This is a genomic window from Salibaculum sp. (assembly GCF_035270045.1).
In the GTDB taxonomy this organism is placed as follows: Bacteria; Pseudomonadota; Alphaproteobacteria; order Rhodobacterales; family Rhodobacteraceae; genus Salibaculum.
Genome location: NZ_DATFIP010000023.1, coordinates 13,819 through 30,558 on the forward strand (window position 1 = coordinate 13,819; position 16,740 = coordinate 30,558).

At 66.9% G+C, this 16,740-nt stretch carries 17 protein-coding genes and 1 other RNA gene; 14 read left to right on the plus strand and 4 right to left on the minus strand.

The genetic code is table 11. The features are described from left to right. Positions 1-61: 61 nt before the first annotated feature. Positions 62-520 (plus strand): nucleoside deaminase, encoded by a 459-nt coding sequence (locus tag VJ897_RS03810; protein WP_324053419.1) that lies wholly within the window; start codon positions 62-64, stop codon positions 518-520. Positions 521-551: 31 nt separating this feature from the next. On the opposite strand, the gene VJ897_RS03815 is transcribed toward VJ897_RS03810, so the two are convergent. Next, positions 552-1,250, minus strand: a complete 699-nt coding sequence (locus VJ897_RS03815) for a metal-dependent hydrolase (protein WP_324053420.1) — start codon at positions 1,248-1,250, stop codon at positions 552-554. A gap of 43 nt (positions 1,251-1,293) precedes the next feature. Between VJ897_RS03815 and VJ897_RS03820 the strand changes: the two genes are divergently transcribed. The 6 genes from VJ897_RS03820 to rnpB all read left to right on the plus strand — a co-directional run bounded on the left by VJ897_RS03820 (position 1,294) and on the right by rnpB (position 5,653). Beyond that, the gene (locus tag VJ897_RS03820; protein ID WP_324053422.1) at positions 1,294-1,980 is read left to right on the plus strand and encodes a ceramidase domain-containing protein; all 687 of its coding nucleotides are present in this window, start codon (positions 1,294-1,296) and stop codon (positions 1,978-1,980) included. A 34-nt stretch (positions 1,981-2,014) separates the two neighbouring features. After that, positions 2,015-2,302, plus strand: a complete 288-nt coding sequence (gatC, locus tag VJ897_RS03825; RefSeq protein WP_324053424.1) for an Asp-tRNA(Asn)/Glu-tRNA(Gln) amidotransferase subunit GatC — start codon at positions 2,015-2,017, stop codon at positions 2,300-2,302. Further along, entirely contained in the window at positions 2,302-3,774 is a 1,473-nt protein-coding gene (gatA, locus tag VJ897_RS03830) for an Asp-tRNA(Asn)/Glu-tRNA(Gln) amidotransferase subunit GatA (protein WP_324053426.1), read from the plus strand. Before gatC ends, gatA begins: the two co-directional genes overlap by 1 nt. Positions 3,775-3,817: 43 nt before the next feature. After that, complete coding sequence (locus VJ897_RS03835) at positions 3,818-4,540, plus strand: hypothetical protein (RefSeq protein WP_324053428.1); 723 nt, start codon at positions 3,818-3,820, stop codon at positions 4,538-4,540. A gap of 8 nt (positions 4,541-4,548) precedes the next feature. Continuing rightward, on the plus strand, positions 4,549-5,229 hold the full coding sequence (locus tag VJ897_RS03840; RefSeq protein ID WP_527251206.1) for an N-acetylmuramoyl-L-alanine amidase: 681 nt from the start codon (positions 4,549-4,551) through the stop codon (positions 5,227-5,229). 11 nt (positions 5,230-5,240) lie between these two features. Beyond that, an RNA gene (gene rnpB, locus VJ897_RS03845) (RNase P RNA component class A) lies at positions 5,241-5,653 on the plus strand. A 156-nt stretch (positions 5,654-5,809) separates the two neighbouring features. Here the strand turns inward: rnpB and ppsA are convergent. Next, positions 5,810-8,182: a phosphoenolpyruvate synthase gene (gene ppsA, locus VJ897_RS03850; RefSeq protein WP_324053431.1), complete on the minus strand. Its 2,373-nt coding sequence runs from the start codon at positions 8,180-8,182 to the stop codon at positions 5,810-5,812. Between the two features lie 202 nt (positions 8,183-8,384). Between ppsA and rpmG the strand changes: the two genes are divergently transcribed. Both rpmG and VJ897_RS03860 read left to right on the plus strand, forming a co-directional pair. Next, on the plus strand, positions 8,385-8,552 hold the full coding sequence (rpmG, locus tag VJ897_RS03855; protein ID WP_039682682.1) for a 50S ribosomal protein L33: 168 nt from the start codon (positions 8,385-8,387) through the stop codon (positions 8,550-8,552). A 100-nt stretch (positions 8,553-8,652) separates the two neighbouring features. Continuing rightward, positions 8,653-8,922 carry a hypothetical protein gene (locus VJ897_RS03860; RefSeq protein WP_324053434.1) on the plus strand — a complete coding sequence of 90 codons (270 nt, stop codon included), beginning with the start codon at positions 8,653-8,655 and terminating at the stop codon, positions 8,920-8,922. Positions 8,923-8,927: 5 nt separating this feature from the next. Here the strand turns inward: VJ897_RS03860 and guaD are convergent, their stop codons facing one another. Beyond that, positions 8,928-10,220, minus strand: coding sequence for a guanine deaminase (gene guaD / locus VJ897_RS03865; RefSeq protein WP_324053435.1), 1,293 nt, complete (start codon positions 10,218-10,220; stop codon positions 8,928-8,930). A 145-nt stretch (positions 10,221-10,365) separates the two neighbouring features. Here guaD and mgtE point away from each other — a divergent pair, with 145 nt between their 5' ends. From mgtE to VJ897_RS03890, 5 genes are all read left to right on the plus strand, one after another. Then, positions 10,366-11,739, plus strand: a complete 1,374-nt coding sequence (mgtE, locus tag VJ897_RS03870) for a magnesium transporter (RefSeq protein ID WP_324053437.1) — start codon at positions 10,366-10,368, stop codon at positions 11,737-11,739. Next, positions 11,736-12,314 (plus strand): 5-formyltetrahydrofolate cyclo-ligase, encoded by a 579-nt coding sequence (locus tag VJ897_RS03875; protein ID WP_324053439.1) that lies wholly within the window; start codon positions 11,736-11,738, stop codon positions 12,312-12,314. The genes mgtE and VJ897_RS03875 overlap by 4 nt, the downstream gene beginning before the upstream one ends. Before the next feature lie 70 nt (positions 12,315-12,384). Further along, positions 12,385-13,200 carry a TIGR00282 family metallophosphoesterase gene (locus VJ897_RS03880; protein WP_324053441.1) on the plus strand — a complete coding sequence of 272 codons (816 nt, stop codon included), beginning with the start codon at positions 12,385-12,387 and terminating at the stop codon, positions 13,198-13,200. Between the two features lie 133 nt (positions 13,201-13,333). Then, complete coding sequence (locus VJ897_RS03885) at positions 13,334-15,115, plus strand: SLC13 family permease (protein ID WP_324053443.1); 1,782 nt, start codon at positions 13,334-13,336, stop codon at positions 15,113-15,115. Beyond that, positions 15,097-16,014 carry a DMT family transporter gene (locus tag VJ897_RS03890; RefSeq protein WP_324053445.1) on the plus strand — a complete coding sequence of 306 codons (918 nt, stop codon included), beginning with the start codon at positions 15,097-15,099 and terminating at the stop codon, positions 16,012-16,014. Before VJ897_RS03885 ends, VJ897_RS03890 begins: the two co-directional genes overlap by 19 nt. Here VJ897_RS03890 and VJ897_RS03895 read toward each other — a convergent pair. Beyond that, complete coding sequence (locus VJ897_RS03895; protein ID WP_324053446.1) at positions 16,011-16,739, minus strand: glutamine amidotransferase; 729 nt, start codon at positions 16,737-16,739, stop codon at positions 16,011-16,013. The genes VJ897_RS03890 and VJ897_RS03895 overlap by 4 nt on opposite strands. Position 16,740 lies beyond the last annotated feature (1 nt).

The following is a 16,740-nucleotide window of genomic DNA, read 5'->3' on the forward strand; positions in this document are numbered from 1 at the left end:
TCTTGGCAAAAAACGCATGTTTCGCCCTTGCCAAGCCGCCCCCGCCAGCCGATCTAAGGACATGACCTTTCGCAGCCATATGGACGCCGCCCTGGACGAGGCCCGCGCCGCTGCCGCACGCGGCGAGGTCCCGGTGGGTGCAGTGGTCGCTCAGGCAGGTGAGGTGCTGGCACGGGCCGGCAACCGCACCCGCGAAGGCAACGATCCCACTGCCCATGCCGAGGTGCTGGCGATCCGGGCGGCCTGCGAGGCGCTCGGCACGGAACGGCTGACCGGCTACGATCTCTACGTGACGCTGGAACCCTGCCCGATGTGCGCGGCGGCGATTTCCTTCGCCCGGATCGGGCGGCTCTACTACGGCGCGGCCGATCCCAAGTCCGGCGGCGTGGCGCATGGCGCTCGGGTTTTCGAGCACCCGCAATGCCACCACACCCCCGAGGTGTACGACGGTATCGGCGCCGAGGCGGCAGAGCGGTTGCTCAAGGATTTCTTTGCGGCCCGGCGCGACGAAAACGAATAGGCCCGGGCCCGACCGTTGACCGCGCCATCGGCTAGATGGTGATCGGCTCCAGCACCTGCGGCTCCACAAGGCGTGTGCCCTCGGGCAGCCGTGCGCGCAGCGGTTCGGCATCCTGGGCCAGCAGCGGGAAGGTCTTGTAATGGCAGGGGATCACGATCTTGAAGTCGAAATAGCGGTTGGCCGCATAGGCTGCGCCTTCCATGTCCATGGTGAAATGCCCGCCCGCGCAGAGGATACCGATATCCGGCGCGTAGCGATCCGCGATGACCTCCATGTCGGCCATAACGTCGGTGTCGCCACTGACATAAATCGAATGCCCCTCGCCGCGGATGATGAATCCTGCCGGGTCACCCGCGTATTGCAACCCCTCGCCGGTGAAGTCGAAAGAGGAGGAATGCACGGCATGGGTCATGGTGACGCTGACCCCGTCGAGGTCGAGCGTGCCGCCCTTGCCAAACCCCATGACCTCGACATCGTCTTTTCCGTCCCAGAGCTGGGCGATCTCGTGGATGCAGAGTACCGGGATACCCTGGTCTCGCGCGATCGCCAGCGTGGTCGACGCGTGGTCGCCGTGGCCGTGGGTCAGGCAGATATGCGTCGCGCCCTTGGTCGCCTCGGCGGCGCGATCCTCGGGAAAGCCGGGGTTGCCCGCCAGCCACGGGTCGATCAGCAGCACCTTGCCGCCGATCTCGATGCGAAAGCCGCTGTGGCCAAGCCAGGTGATCTTCATGACACTCTCTCTTGGTTTGTTGCCGGGGCGAGGGTAACACGGATTGGCGGACAAACCAGACGGGGCACGGCGGATGAACCTGGCCGAACAGATCGACGGCTATTGCGAGCGTCTGGATTTCAGCTTCTGGGCCGAACCGGTGAACGCGGTGACGAACCTGGCCTTCATCGTGGCCGCGGTGATCATGTGGCGGCGCAGCGCCGGTGTGCCCCTGGCCCGCGCGCTGGCGGCGGTGCTTTTCGCCATCGGAATCGGCAGTTTTCTGTTCCACACGCTGGCGACGGTCTGGGCGGCCATGACCGACACCGTGCCGATCCTGGGCTTCATCCTGCTCTATCTCTTTGCCGTGCACCGTGACGTGCTTGGCTGGCCCGGCTGGGCGGCGGGGCTGGCGACAGCCGGGTTCCTTCCCTATGCGGCCGGGATCACGTTCCTGTTAAGCGACGTGCCCTTCTTCGCGGTCTCGTCCTTCTACTGGACCGTCCCGATCCTGCTGGTGATCTATGGCGCCGTGTTGCGCCGTCGTTTCCCGGTGCTGGTGCGCGGTTTCGCGGTCGGGGCGGCGATCCTGACCCTGTCGATCACCGCGCGCAGCCTGGACGAGACGCTTTGCGCGGCCTTCCCCGTGGGCACGCATCTGTTCTGGCATCTTCTCAATGCCGTGATGCTGGGCTGGATGATCGAGATATACCGCCGCCACATGCTTGAAGGCCGCGCGGCGGGACGCTAAAGCGGGCCGCAACGCAACAAGGGAGTGCGCCCCCATGTCCATCGACACGGAAACCGCCCGCAAGGTGGCCCATCTCGCCCGGATCAGGGTCGAGGAGGAGGAACTGCCCGCCCTGGCCGGAGAATTCAACGCCATCCTGGGTTTCATCGAGCAGCTCCAGGAAGTCGATGTCGAGGGCGTGGAGCCGATGACATCCGTCACGCCGCAACGGCTCAAGCGGCGCGAGGACGTGGTGACCGATGGCGACCAGCAGGACAAGGTGCTGGCCAATGCCCCCGATGCCCGCGAGGGCTTCTTTGCCGTGCCGAAGGTGGTTGAGTGATGAGCGAGCTGAGCAGACTGAAAATCTCCGAGGCCCGCGATGCGCTGCGCAAGGGCGAGGTCACCAGCGTCGAGTTGACCGAGGCCTGCCTGGCCGAAATCGAGGGCGGGGGCGCGCTGAACGCCTTTGTCCACGACACGCCCGACCTGGCGCTGGAACAGGCCAAGGCGGCCGATACGCGCAAGAATGGGGGCAGCCTCAATGGTATCCCGCTGGGCATCAAGGACCTGTTCTGCACCAAGGGTGTTGCCAGCCAGGCAGCCTCGAAGATACTCGACGGGTTCCGCCCCGAATACGAGAGCACGGTCAGCCAGAACCTGCTGGACGCCGGTGCGGTCATGCTGGGCAAGCTGAACATGGACGAATTCGCCATGGGCTCGTCGAACGAGACCAGCATATACGGCGACGCGGTGAACCCATGGAAGGTGGACGACCGCGCATTGACGCCGGGCGGGTCCTCGGGCGGGTCGGCCGCCGCCGTGGCCGCCGACCTGTGTCTTGGCGCGACCGGCACAGATACCGGCGGGTCGATCCGCCAGCCCGCAGCCTTTACCGGCATAACCGGCATCAAGCCGACTTACGGGCGCTGCTCGCGCTGGGGAATCGTGGCTTTCGCGTCCTCGCTCGACCAGGCCGGGCCGATGACCAAGGATGTGCGCGACGCGGCCATCATGCTTCAGGCCATGTGCGGCCATGACCCCAAGGACAGCACCTCCGCCGACCTGCCCGTGCCGGATTTCGAGGCCATGCTGACCGGCGACATCAAGGGCAAGACCATCGGCATCCCGCGCGAATATCACATGGAGGGCATGCCTGACGAGATCGAGGCGCTCTGGGCCGAGGGCCGCAGGATGCTGCAGGATGCCGGCGCCCGGCTGGTCGATATCAGCCTGCCGCATACGAAATACGCGTTGCCCACCTATTACGTGATCGCACCGGCCGAGGCGTCGTCGAACCTGGCCCGCTATGACGGGGTGCGCTTCGGCCACCGCGCCAAGCTGGGGCAGGGCGACGGTATCACCGAAATGTATGAAAAGACCCGTGCCGAGGGGTTCGGACAAGAGGTCAAGCGCCGCGTCATGGTCGGCACCTATGTTCTCTCGGCGGGGTTCTACGACGCTTACTACAACCGCGCCCGCAAGGTGCGCGCCCTGATCAAGCGCGATTTCGAGGAGGCCTTTGCCCAGGGCGTTGACGCGATCCTGACCCCGGCCACGCCGTCGGCGGCCTTCGGGCTGGGCGAGATGGCCGAGGCGGACCCGGTCGCGATGTATCTTAACGATGTGTTCACCGTCACGGTGAACCTGGCCGGCTTGCCGGGCATCAGCGTGCCCGCGGGGCTGAATTCGCGGGGCCTGCCGCTGGGTCTGCAACTGATCGGGCGCCCGTGGGAAGAGGGCGATCTGCTGAATACCGCCTACGCGCTGGAACAGGCGGCCGGTTTCGTGGCCAAACCCGGCCGGTGGTGGTAGGAACGGTGGCCCGGGACGGCCTGGTGGAAAGGCGTATGGCAGTATGGCAATGACAACCGGCAGGACTCTTGCGGTAGGGGCGGCGCTGATCGCGCTTGTCGGCTGCACCCCACAGATTCCCGACAGCGGGCGCGGTGTCGGGTTTTCCGACTTCAACCAGTATGAACTGGAACGCGCCCGGCGCGAAGCCGCCCTGCGCGGCGAGGCGCGCGCCGAGGCGGCGATGCCCGACGACGGCGATGCCAACGCGGAGATATCCACGACAGAGCTGGCCGATGCAGGCATCGGCGGGTCCGCAGGAGCGGCGCCGAGCGACACCCCGGTGCAGGACGGGTCGGCCGCGCCCGACGCCAGTGACCTGGCCGCCAACCCCGGGATTTCGGACGAACAGGATTTCGAGGCCGTGGCCGCGCGCGAGACCATCGAGAGCGATGCCGAACGTCGCGAACGCCAGGCCGCCGCCTACGAGGTGGTCGAGCCAACGGCCCTGCCCCAGCGCCCGAGCAACGGCGGCCCCAATATCGTGCAGTTTGCGCTGGACGCGCCCAACGACAAGGGCGAGCCGGTCTATTCCAGGGCCGGGCTGTTCAGCGAAAGCCGCTTTCAGCGCAACTGCGCGCGCTACAACACGCCCGACGACGCTCAGCGCGATTTCCTGGCCCGCGGTGGGCCCGCGCGCGACCGGTTGGGTCTCGACCCGGACGGCGACGGATTTGCATGTGGCTGGGACCCGACGCCGTTCCGTACCCTGGCGGGCGGCAACTGACGGCGCAGGTGGCGCTCTCTCCGAATTTCGGGGACCGGCGCGGCGCGGCGCGTCCCCAGCTGGTGGTCCTGCACTACACGGCGATGGCGGACAGCGGCGCGGCGCGGGCCTGGCTTTGTAATCCGGACTCGCAGGTTTCGGCGCATTATCTCGTTTCCGAGGCGGGAACGGTCGAGGCCCTGGTGCCGGAGGACAAGCGCGCCTGGCATGCCGGCGCCGGCGCCTGGGGCGACATCGAAGACGTGAATTCCCATTCCATCGGGATCGAACTGGCCAATCCGGGCACCGCGCCCTTTGCCGCGGCCCAGATGGACGCGCTGGAGGTTTTGCTTGCCGGGATCATGGCCCGTTGGGCCATCCCGCCCGAAGGCGTGATCGGCCACTCCGACTGTGCCCCCGGGCGCAAGATCGATCCCGGTCCGCGCTTCGACTGGACCCGGCTCGCGCGCTCTGGACTGGCGATGTCGACCCCGCCCGTACTCGCACCGGCCGCCCTTGACGAAGGTCGCTTCCGCCGCGACCTGCACAGGATCGGCTACACCGCGCAGGCGGGGACCGAGGCGCAACTGGCCGCCTTTCGCCTGCGCCATCGCCTGGGGCATGGCGGCCCGTTGGACGGGGTGGACTGCGCCCTGGCCGCCCAGCTTGCCGGTGGCTTTCCCGTTGACCCGGGACTGGCCAATGCATAAATCGACCGGGCGCGGAGGGCCGGATGGCCGGGGGCGGGCGTCAGCCCGTTCCAGGAAAGTCCGGACTCCATCAAGGCACGGTGCCGGGTAACGCCCGGGCGGGGCCGGTGGAATCACCGGCGTTGACGGAAAGCGCCACAGAGAACAGACCGCCGCGCCTGACGCGGCAAGGGTGAAAAGGTGGGGTAAGAGCCCACCACGGGGATGGCAACATCGCCGGTATGGCAAGCCCCACCGGGAGCAATGCCGAATAGGGATCTCGCCGCGGGTCCGGTGCCGTCAGGCATACCGCCGCAAGGGCCGCCTTGGCCCCGGGGATCCGGGTTGGCAGCTAGAGGGCATCGGCAACGGTGCCCCCAGAGGAATGGTCATCGAACCGGGGCGACCCGGGGAACAGAATCCGGCTTACAGGTCCTTCGCGCCCGTTCAAACGCACGCACGTGCGTTTGAACGCCTGCGCAGGGGCGGTTGGCGTCGGCCTGCTGTCCGTCGCATCCGGTGGTCATGCCGGGCCCGGGACGGGACGGCGTCCTGCCTCGGGTCCCGCCTTGGCCGCACGTCGCGACAAGGCCGGCCGCGCCTATTTCCCTTCCGCCTTGGCCACGTTCATCTTCACCGCCCGGAAGGCATCCGGCGTGACCGAAATCGAGTCGATCCCGTAGCCGACCAGCAGCGCGGCGAATTCGGGGTCGTTCGAGGGGGCCTGCCCGCAGAACCCGACCTTGGCACCGACCGCATGGGCGCGGATGATGACCTGTTCGATCATCCATTGCACCGCCGGGTCGCGTTCGCGGAAGACATGGGCGAGGTTCTCGTTGTCACGGTCCACGCCAAGGGTCAGTTGGGTCAGGTCGTTGGACCCGATCGAGAAACCATCGAAGCGCTTGGCGAATTCCTCGGCCAGGATCACGTTGGCGGGGATCTCGCACATCACGTAGACCTGCAGGCCGTCCTTGCCACGCTCCAGTCCGTTCTCGGCCATGACTTCCAGAACGCGGTCGGCCTCTTCGGGCGACCGGCAGAAGGGAATCATCATGATGATGTTGTCAAAGCCCTTGATGCCGCGCGCCTTGGCGATGGCCTCGCATTCCAGCGCGAAACCGTCCTTGTAGCCCTCCGAGTAGTAACGCGAGGCCCCGCGCCAGCCGATCATGGGGTTCTCCTCGTCCGGCTCGAACCCCGATCCACCCAGAAGCGCGGCGTATTCGTTGGTCTTGAAATCCGACATGCGCACGATGACCGGGTCGGGGTAGTGGACAGCGGCGATACGGGACAGGCCGGTGGCCAGCTGATCGACGAAATAGGCGGGTTTGTCGGGATAGGCCGCGGTCAGGGTCTCGATCTCTTCGCGCGTGGCCTCGTCCGTGACCTGGTCGAAGCGGGTCAGCGCCAGGGGGTGCACCTTGATCGCGTTGTTGACCACGAATTCCATCCGGGCGAGCCCGACTCCATCGGCCGGAAGGCGCCACCAGCGAGACCCGGCCGAGGGGTTGGCCATGTTGAACATCACCTTTGTCCTGGTATCGGGCAGCTGGCCCAGGTCGATCTCCTCGACATGGAAACTGGCACGGCCGTCGTAAACATAGCCATCCTCGCCTTCGGCGCAGGATACCGTGACCACCTGTTCGTCATGCAGCACATGGGTGGCATCGCCCGTGCCCACGATGGCCGGCAGGCCCAGTTCGCGGCTGACGATCGCGGCATGGCTGGTGCGCCCCCCGTGGTCTGTGATGATGGCGCTGGCACGCTTCATGATCGGCACCCAATCGGGATCGGTCGTGCCGGTGACAAGGATCGCTCCGTCGACGAAATTCTCGATGTCGGCGGCGCTTTCGATCAGGCAGGCCTGGCCGCTGGCGATGGCGCCGCCAACGGACAGGCCCGTGGTCAGCACCGGACCCTTGTCGGCGATCTCGTAGGACTTGAGCGCACCCGCGCCGGCGCGGCTCTGGACAGTTTCGGGCCGGGCCTGGACGATGAACAGTTCGCCAGTGTCGCCATCGCGCGCCCACTCCATGTCCATGGGGCATTCGTAGTGATCCTCGATAGTGGCAGCCATGCGGGCCAGCTCCACCGTCTCGGCCTCGGACAGGACGAATTTCCCGCGTTCGGCCTTCGAGGTTTTCACGTTCTTGACCGCCTTGCCGTCCCCGGCGTAGATCATCTTGATCTCTTTTGCACCAAGGCTGCGTTCGACGATGGGCATCAGGTCCGGGTTCGAAAGGTGGGGTTTGTAGACCATGTATTCATCGGGCGTGACCGCGCCCTGCACGACGTTTTCACCCAAGCCCCAGGCGGCGTTGATCAGCACGACCTTGTCGAAGCCGCTTTCGGTGTCCAGCGAGAACATCACCCCCGACCCGCCGGTATCCGCGCGCACCATCTGCTGCACCCCGATCGAAAGCGCCACCTCCATGTGGTCAAAGCCCTGAACGGTCCGGTAGCTGATTGCCCGGTCGGTGAAGAGCGAGGCATAACAGCGCTTGCAGGCCGCCAGGAGCGCCGCCTCGCCCTCGACGTTGAGGAAGGTTTCCTGCTGGCCCGCGAAAGAGGCATCCGGAAGGTCTTCGGCGGTGGCCGAAGACCGGACCGCGACCGAGGGAGAGTCCTGCCCGGTGCGGCTTGCCATCTCGACATAGGCCGCGCGGATGTCCTCCAGCACCTCCGCTGGCCAGTCGCCGCCCACGATCATGGCGCGGACGCGGGTGCCGGCCTCGGCCAGGGTGATCTTGTGGGCGGTCAGCGCCTCCATCTCGGCGGCGATGCGCGCGCCAAGGTCGTTGTGGTCGATATAGGCGCGGTAGGCGTCGGAGGTGGTGGCAAAGCCCCCCGGCACGGCAATGCCGCGCCCGCCCAGTTCCTGTACCATTTCCCCAAGCGAGGAGTTCTTTCCCCCCACCTTGGCCACGTCTCCGCGGCGCAGATGTTCGAACCAGATCACGTTGTCGGCCATGCCGTCCTCCTGTCGCGTTTCGAGGGGACCATGCCGGGTGACGCCGGGCCGCGCCTTGATTCAGGTCATGGGCCCGGACGGGGCGGAGCGGGGCCTGATTCCGCCCGCATTGGCGGTTGACTCGCACCGCAAAGCCGGTAGAAGGCGGGCTTCAGACGAATTCACGCGCGGCCCAGCGGCCCGCGGATCAGGAGACGTAAAAATGGCGAAGCCGACCACCATCAAGATCCGCCTGAACTCCACCGCGGGGACCGGGCATTTCTACGTGACCAAGAAGAACGCCCGCACCATGACCGAAAAGATGGTCGTGCGGAAATATGATCCGGTCGCGCGCAAGCATGTCGAGTACAAGGAAGGCAAGATCAAGTAACCGATCTTCGCATATCCGCACCGACAGGGCCGCGCCGCAAGAGCGCGGCCTTTTTCGTTTGAGGCCCCGATTTCCAGCCCCCCGTTTCAAGGAGGCAATCATGACGCATCTCACGCTTGAGCGGCTCGCCGACGGGCGGCAATACCATTTCCGCCCGGCCGGGACGCGCAACGGTCGCCCGATCTACCGCGACGCGAAGGCTCGCGATCTGGTCATCTTCTGGGATCCGCAGCGGGGCTGGGCTTTCCGCGATCCTGCCAGGGGTGCTCTGGTGGGGGCGGGCGGGACTGCGGACCTGCCTCCCGAGGGGCTTTGGACAGGGTCCGGACCCTCACAAGTTACCCTCTACCGTCTGATGCGCCGGGGCTGACGTGCTCACCCCCGGCGCGATGCGCCCGAGACCCAGACGTCGCGTACCGCGCGGTCGTCGCCCATCATGATGGTGGGAAAAAGCGCTTCCCAGATGTCCTCGGCCCTATCGCTGCGCTGGGCGATGGCCGGCGTCGAGGCCAGGTCCAGCACGCAGAGATCCGCATGGGCGCCGGGCGCCAGCGTGCCGATCTGCCCGCCCATGTGCAGCGCGCGGGCCGAGCCTTCGGTCGCCAGCCAGAGCAGCTGCGCCGGGTGCAGCGGGGTGCCACGCAGCTGGCCGATCTCGTAGGCCGCCGCCATGGTGCGCAGCATGGAAAAACTGGACCCGCCGCCGGTGTCGGTGGCCAGACCAACCGGTATCCCGCGCGCCTTCATCCCGGCCATGTCGAAAAGCCCCGATCCGATGAAGGTGTTCGAGGTCGGGCAATGCACGACTGCCGCGCCGACCTCGGCCAGCCTGTCGATCTCGCGCGGTTCCAGGTGGATGGCATGGCCATAAAGACCCCGTTCCCCCAGCAGCCCGTGCCGTTCATAGGTTTCCAGGTAGTCGCGCGCCTGCGGGAACAGGCCGCGCACCCACGCGATCTCGTCGGTCTGTTCGCTCAGGTGCGTCTGCATCAGGCAATCGGGGTGCTCGGCCCAGAGCGCGCCCAGGGCCGCCAGCTGATCCGGTGTCGAGGTGGGCGAGAACCGCGGCGTGATGGCATAGGCCGCGCGTCCCCGTCCGTGCCATGTCTCAATCAGGGCTTTGCTGTCATCAAAGGCCGACCGGGGCGTATCGCGCAGCCCCTCTGGCGCGTTGCGGTCCATGCAGGTCTTGCCCGCGACAACGCCCATGCCGCGCGCCTCGGCCGCCTCGAAAAAGGCTGTCACGCTTTCGGAGTGGATGGTGCAGAAACTGGCCAGTGTCGTGGTGCCATGCGCCAGCGCAAGATCCAGCGTCAGATCGGCTTGGGTGCGCGCATAGCTCGCCTCGCCGAACCGCATTTCCTCGGGGAAGGTATAGCTGTTCAGCCAGTCGATCAGCCGCTTGCCCCAACTGGCGATGATCCCCGTCTGGGGGTAGTGCATATGCGCATCGACAAAGCCCGGCAGGATCAGCGCCTCGCCGTAGTCGGTCACCTGCGCGCGCGGGTGGGCGCGGCGCAGCGCATCGGCCTCGCCCGTGGCGGCAATGCGCCCGTCGCGCAAGACGATGCCGCTGCGCGTGCTGTGCCGGCTCGCCGCCTGCCAGCCCCGCGCAAAGGGGTCGTCCATGAAGGTTAGCACCTGGCCCAGAAGCAGCTTTTCGTCCATGCGCCGCAAATTAGACAGCCCCCGGGGCCGGGTCCATCGCTTTCCGGCGACACACAGCTTTCGGTTTTGGACGAAACCGGGGCGCATCCGGCCTTGAGAGCGGGCCGGCTTTCTCTATGCTCCGGCTAGGGCAACAGGGGGCGCAATGTCTGACACGGCAGAGACCATCGAGGGCGAGAAGGACCAGCTGACCGACCGCATCGTCGCGATGATCCTGGACGCCGTGGAAGCGCGCGACACCACCGCGCTCGACGAGATACTCTCGCCGCTGCATGCCGCCGACATTGCCGACTTGCTGGAACAGATCGACGATCGTGACCGCAGGGACCTGCTGCGGCTCTGGTCTCACGGGGTGGATGGCGATGTGCTGTCGGAACTCGACGAGGCGCTGCGCGAGGATGTCATCGCTGCGCTGCCCGCCGATGCCTTGGCCTTTGCCGTGCGCGACCTGGAATCCGATGACGTGGTCGACCTGGTCGAGGACATGGACAGCGACCGGCAGGAAGCGGTGCTGGACGCGCTCGAAGCGCCCGACCGGGTCGCCGTGGAAACCGCGCTCAGCTACCCCGAGGAATCCGCCGGCCGCCTGATGCAGGTGGAGGTCGTGCGCGCCCCGGTCCACTGGACCGTGGGCGAGACCATCGACTACCTGCGCAGTCACGACGACCTGCCGGGACAATTCTACCATGTCGTGCTGGTGGACCCGCGAATGAAGCCCGAGGGCTATGTCGCCCTGGGCCGGTTGCTGGGCGCGCCGCGCGCCGCCAGGCTGACCGACCTGACCGAGGGCAGCTTCCGCACCTTCCGCGTCGACCAGGACGAAGAGGACGTGGCTTATGCCTTCAACCAGTACCACCTGATCTCGGCTCCCGTCGTTGATGCCGATGACCGGTTGGTGGGCATCATCACCATCGATGATGCCATGGCCGTGCTCGACGAGGAACACGAAGAGGACATCCTGCGGCTGGCCGGCGTGGGCGAGGGCAGCCTGGCCGACCGCGTGATCGCGACGACCCGGCGGCGGCTGCCCTGGCTGGCGGTCAATCTCGTGACCGCGATCCTGGCGTCGCTTGTCATCGCGCTCTTCGAGGATGTCATCGCGGGGCTGGTGGCGCTGGCCGTGCTTATGCCCATCGTCGCCTCGATGGGGGGCAACGCGGGCACGCAATCGCTGACCGTGGCGGTGCGCGCCATCGCCACCAAGGACCTGACCGGCGCCAACGTGCTGCGCGTCATCCGGCGGGAAATGCTGGTGGGCGTGGTGAACGGGATGATCTTCGCAGTGGTCATGGGAGGGATCGGCTGGGCCTGGTTCGGTGAACCCCTGCTGGGGGCGGTCATCGCCATCGCAATGGTCATCAACCTGGTGGTGGCGGGGCTGGCGGGCACGGTGGTGCCCATCGCGCTGGACCGGCTGGGCATAGATCCGGCCCTCGCCTCGGGGGCCTTCGTCACGACCGTGACGGACGTGGTGGGCTTTTTCGCCTTCCTCGGCCTGGCTGCGGTGGTCCTGCTATGACCGGTCCGGATCGCAAGGCCGCGGCGCGCAAGGTCGCCTTCGCGGCGCGCAAGCAGGCCCATGACGAAGGCGTCGGCACTGCGGCGCACCTCGCGGCCGTGCTGGAGCACCACCGCGGCGTGCCGCTTGCGGGCTACATGGCCATGCGCACCGAAATCGACCCGACCCCGGCCATGGAGGAGGCGGCGGACCATGGTCCCGTCTGCGTTCCGGTGATCATGGGCAAGGGGCAACCTCTGAGATTCCGCCAATGGTCGCCAGGCTGCCGGATGATCGCGGGCGAATTCGGTGCGCAGATACCGGAAACCGGCGCCTGGATCGAACCCGAGATCCTCATCGTGCCGCTGGTCGCCTTTTCACGGCAGGGCGGGCGGCTGGGCTACGGCGGCGGCTTCTACGACCGCACGCTGGAAGGCCTGCGCGCGAAACGACCCACCCTGGGCATCGGCTTCGCCTATGCCGCCCAGGAACTGCCCGACCTGCCACTCGACCCCACCGACCAGCCGCTCGACATGATCGTGACCGAACAAGGGGTTATCACCCCGCAACCGGCGTGGAAGAGGACGACATGGTGAACCCGCGTGTTGCAGCCCCTTCTTTTGAAAACCCTTGCCTCTGCCGCTCAGGCTTGGTCTTAAGACGCGCATGAGACTTCTTTTCCTGGGCGATGTCATGGGCCGGGCCGGGCGCCGGGCGATCACAGAAACCCTTCCGGGGCTGCGCGAGCGGCTGCGCCTCGATTTCGTCGTGGTCAACGGCGAGAACGCCTCCAACGGCATGGGCCTGACCGGCGATCATGCGAAGCTGCTTCTCGACGCGGGCGCGGATGCGATTACCCTCGGCGACCATGCCTTCGACCAGAAGGACATGCTGCAAGCCTGCGAGGCCGAGCCGCGCATTCTCCGCCCGCTGAACTATGCCAAGGCCGCGCCGGGCCGGGGCGCGCGGGTCTTCGACGTGCCGGGCGGGCGCAGGATCCTCGTCGCGCAGGTCCTGGGCCAGGTCTTCATGAAACGCGCCTTCGCCGACCCTTTCTCGGCGGTGGAAACGGTGCTCAGGACCCACCCGCTGGGTGGCATGGTCAATGCCTCGCTCATCGACATGCATTGCGAGGCGACCTCGGAAAAGATGGCCATGGGCCATTTCTGCGACGGCCGCGCCAGCGTCGTTGTCGGCACCCATACCCATGTACCCACCGCCGATGCGACGATCCTGCCGCGGGGCACCGCCTACCAGACCGACGCGGGCATGTGCGGCGATTACGACAGCGTCATCGGCATGCAGAAAGAGGAACCCCTGCGCCGTTTCATTACCGGCATGCCCAAGTCCCGGTTCGAACCCGCCAGTGGCACGGCCACCCTGTCCGGCCTCTACGTGGAAACAGACGACCGTACCGGCAAGGCAACGCGGGTCGACCACTTTCGCGAGGGCGGGCGGTTGTCGCCGGCCGGTCCCTCGTGAACAGGTTGCCCCGGCCTGGCACGACGCAGCCGACGGGGTGCGTCGGTCTGGCCCCTTCCTGTGGTGTGGACAAAGCGGTTGAAGCCTTGCCCGCGGGCGGAAAAGCTGGCCCGGCAACGGGTGTGGGGCAAAGATGATCGACTTGCTGGACCTTGGCCGGAACGCCGATGCCGTTCTGACCCTGGCCGTCGTGCTGGGGATGTTCCTGGCCTTCATGCGCGAAAGCTACCCGACCGAGGTCGTGGCAATCGCCGGGGTCGCGCTGATGCTGGTCGCGGGCGTATTGCCCTATGATGCCGGGCTGGCGGTGCTGTCCAATCCCGCGCCATGGACAATCGCGGCGATGTTCCTGGTCATGGGCGCACTGGTGCGGACCGGGTCCCTCGATGCGCTGACCACCCTGGCCGACCAGCGGGTCCGCACCAATCCGCGCCTGACCATGGTGATGGTCTTTGCCTTCGTTCTCCTGGCCAGCGCCATCATGAACAACACCCCTGTCGTTGTTGTGATGATCCCGGTCTTCGTGCAACTGGCCCGCACCCTGGGGCTGTCGGCCTCCAAGCTGCTGATCCCGCTGTCCTATGCCGCGATCATGGGCGGTACGCTGACGCTGATCGGCACCTCCACCAACCTGCTGGTCGACGGCGTGGCCCGCACGCAGGGCCTCGCGCCCTTCAGCATCTTCGAGGTCACGCCGGTCGCGCTGGTGGTGGTGGGTTGGGGACTGGTCTACCTGACCCTGATCGCCCCGCGGCTGTTGCCGGACCGCGACAGCATGGCGAACCTGCTGTCCGACCGGTCCAAGATGCGCTTCTTCACCGAGGCCGTGATTCCCCCCGACAGCAACCTGATCGGACGCGACGTGCTGGGCGTGCAACTGTTCAAGCGCGAGGGCGTGCGGCTGATCGACGTGATCCGCGGCGATACGTCCTTGCGGCGCGACCTGCAGGGGGTCGACCTGCGGGTGGGCGACCGCGTGGTCCTGCGCACCGCCATGACGGAATTGCTCAGCCTGCAGCGCAACAGGTCCCTGCGCCGGGTCGATCAGGTCAGCGCGGTGGAAACCCAGACGGTCGAGACCCTGATTACGCCGGGCTGCAAGATGGTGGGCCGTCGGCTGGGGGCACTGCGCCTGCGCCGCCGCTACGGCGTCTACGTGCTGGCGGTGCATCGCCGCAGCCAGAACATCGGCCGGCAGCTGGACGACCTGACGGTGCGCGTGGGCGACACGCTGCTGCTGGAGGGGGCGCCCGAGGATATCAAGCGGCTGGCCGACGACCAGGACCTGGTCGATGTCTCCACCCCATCGGCCAAGGAATTCCGCCGCGGCCATGCCCCCATCGCCGTGGGCGCATTGCTGGCCATTGTCGCGCTGGCGGCAACGGGTGTGGCACCGATCCTGCCCCTGGCGGTGGTGGCCGTGGCGGTGGTTCTCGTCACCGGTTGCATCGACGCCGAGGAAGCCTTCTCCTTCGTCGAGGGGCGGCTGCTTGCCCTGATCTTCGCCATGCTGGCCATCGGTGCGGCGCTCCAGACCTCGGGTGCGGTGGAACTGATCGTCAATGCCATTGCGCCGACGCTGCAAACCCTGCCGCCCTTCATGGTTGTCTGGACGGTCTACCTTCTGACCAGCGTGCTGACCGAGCTGGTGTCGAACAACGCGGTTGCGGTTGTCGTGACCCCCATCGCCATCGGGTTGGGCCAGGCCATGGGGATCGACCCGCGCGGACTGGTGGTGGCGGTGATGATCGCCGCCTCGGCCAGTTTCGCCACGCCCATCGGGTACCAGACCAACACGCTGGTCTATGGCCCCGGAGGCTACAAGTTCACCGACTTCCTGAGGGTCGGTATCCCGCTGAACATTACCGTCGGCCTGCTGGCCTCGGCGGTCATTCCATGGGTGTTCCCATTATGACCACGCCGGGGATGTCGAACTATTTGCGCGGGTTCCTGATCACCCTTTTCGGGGTGCTGGTCATTTCGCCCGATACGCTGCTGATCCGGCTGATCGAGGCCGATCATTGGGCCCAGCTGTTCTGGCGCGGCACGCTCAGCGGGCTGGCGGTGCTTGTCGGGGTTGCCGTGGTGACGCGCGGGCGCGGGTTGCGGCCACTCATTCGGCCGACGCGGGCGGATCTGCTGATGGCGGTGGTCTATGGCTCGGGCAATATCGCCTTCGTCTACTCGGCCACGCACACGCTTGTCGCCAACACCCTGTTCCTGCTGGCGACCTCTCCCATCTTCGCGGCCCTGATCGCGCGCTTCGTGCTGAAAGAGGCCGTAGGCCTGCGCACGGTGCTGACGATCGCGGCCACGCTGGTCGGGATTGCCGTGATCGCGAGCGGATCGCTGGGCGCGGGCGGCGGCCAGATCAGCGGGGATATCGCCGCACTCTGGTCGGCGTTCGCGATCGCCGTGACCTTTTCCATCGCGCGGTTCCAGAAGGGCCGGTCGATGGTGCCGGCAATGGGGGCGGGGGCGCTATTGGCGGGACTGACGGCCGCTGCGCTTGCCGAGACCGTGTTGGTGCCCGCTGGCGACCGGATCTGGATGGGGCTGATGGGACTCTGGGTGGTGCCGGTGGCCTTTGCCTGCCTGACGACCGGGCCGCGCTATCTGCCGGCAGCCGATGTCGGTCTCTTGATGCTGCTGGAGGCGGTATTCGGCCCGCTTCTGGTCTGGTGGGTGCTGGGCGAGGATCCCGGCCCCCGCACGCTGCTGGGCGGGGCCATCGTGCTGGGCGCCATGGTTGCCAGCAACCTATGGCTGCTGGCGCGCGGACAGCGCGACAGGCGCCTTGCCAGACGCGCCTAGCCGTAGCGCGCGACGAAATTGCGCAGGATGCGTTCGGGCACGGTCACATCGGCCGCGCGACACATGGCGATCAGGTCGTCGGCGGTTTCGGGCGGGAAATAGCCGCGGTTCTTGTAGATACGAATGCGGGTTTCGAAGACATCGGAATCCGCCTCGGGGTGGAACTGCGTGGCATAGACGTTTTCGCCATGGCGGATCATCTGGAACGGGCAGGGGCCGCTTTCCAAGAGGTGCACGGCCCCCTCGGGCAGGTGCTGGACCGCCTCCTTGTGGCCGACGAAGGTGTCGAAGACCTCTGGCAGCCCGTCAAGCAGCGGGTCATCTCCCACGACCCGGCAGGTCACGGCGCCCACGGGTTCGCCATATCTGGCTTTCGACACCTCTGCGCCGAGGTGGTGCGCCAGGATGCCGATGCCGTAGCAGCAGCCCATGAAGGGAATGTCGCGGTCGGTGATCTCGGGCATCAGCGACAGGCAGGCCGCCTCGATATGCGCTTCGACGGGCGACTTGTCGGCGGGTGCGTCGCTGACGCAGCCCGGCCCGCCGCCCACGATCACGCCGGCATGGTCGGACAGGTCCAGATCCTCGGGCAGGTCGTCCCGGTCCAGCCGGACGCGGCGCGTCCTGTCGGGGCTCAGCCCGCCCTTGCGCAGGATCGCGGCGAACTCGTCATCGCTCGCCTCGGACTCGGGGCGCAATTGCAGGATCAGGAAGGGCTTGGTCATG

What these genes read in the sequence shown, in the direction of transcription:
- VJ897_RS03810 (WP_324053419.1), top strand. Translation starts at nt 62, where the DNA reads ATGACCTTTCGCAGCCATATGGACGCCGCCCTGGACGAGGCCCGCGCC.
- VJ897_RS03815 (WP_324053420.1), bottom strand. Translation starts at nt 1,250, where the DNA reads ATGAAGATCACCTGGCTTGGCCACAGCGGCTTTCGCATCGAGATCGGC.
- gatC (WP_324053424.1), top strand. Translation starts at nt 2,015, where the DNA reads ATGTCCATCGACACGGAAACCGCCCGCAAGGTGGCCCATCTCGCCCGG.
- gatA (WP_324053426.1), top strand. Translation starts at nt 2,302, where the DNA reads ATGAGCGAGCTGAGCAGACTGAAAATCTCCGAGGCCCGCGATGCGCTG.
- VJ897_RS03835 (WP_324053428.1), top strand. Translation starts at nt 3,818, where the DNA reads ATGGCAATGACAACCGGCAGGACTCTTGCGGTAGGGGCGGCGCTGATC.
- ppsA (WP_324053431.1), bottom strand. Translation starts at nt 8,182, where the DNA reads ATGGCCGACAACGTGATCTGGTTCGAACATCTGCGCCGCGGAGACGTG.
- rpmG (WP_039682682.1), top strand. Translation starts at nt 8,385, where the DNA reads ATGGCGAAGCCGACCACCATCAAGATCCGCCTGAACTCCACCGCGGGG.
- VJ897_RS03860 (WP_324053434.1), top strand. Translation starts at nt 8,653, where the DNA reads ATGACGCATCTCACGCTTGAGCGGCTCGCCGACGGGCGGCAATACCAT.
- guaD (WP_324053435.1), bottom strand. Translation starts at nt 10,220, where the DNA reads ATGGACGAAAAGCTGCTTCTGGGCCAGGTGCTAACCTTCATGGACGAC.
- mgtE (WP_324053437.1), top strand. Translation starts at nt 10,366, where the DNA reads ATGTCTGACACGGCAGAGACCATCGAGGGCGAGAAGGACCAGCTGACC.
- VJ897_RS03875 (WP_324053439.1), top strand. Translation starts at nt 11,736, where the DNA reads ATGACCGGTCCGGATCGCAAGGCCGCGGCGCGCAAGGTCGCCTTCGCG.
- VJ897_RS03880 (WP_324053441.1), top strand. Translation starts at nt 12,385, where the DNA reads ATGAGACTTCTTTTCCTGGGCGATGTCATGGGCCGGGCCGGGCGCCGG.
- VJ897_RS03885 (WP_324053443.1), top strand. Translation starts at nt 13,334, where the DNA reads ATGATCGACTTGCTGGACCTTGGCCGGAACGCCGATGCCGTTCTGACC.
- VJ897_RS03890 (WP_324053445.1), top strand. Translation starts at nt 15,097, where the DNA reads ATGGGTGTTCCCATTATGACCACGCCGGGGATGTCGAACTATTTGCGC.
- VJ897_RS03895 (WP_324053446.1), bottom strand. Translation starts at nt 16,739, where the DNA reads ATGACCAAGCCCTTCCTGATCCTGCAATTGCGCCCCGAGTCCGAGGCG.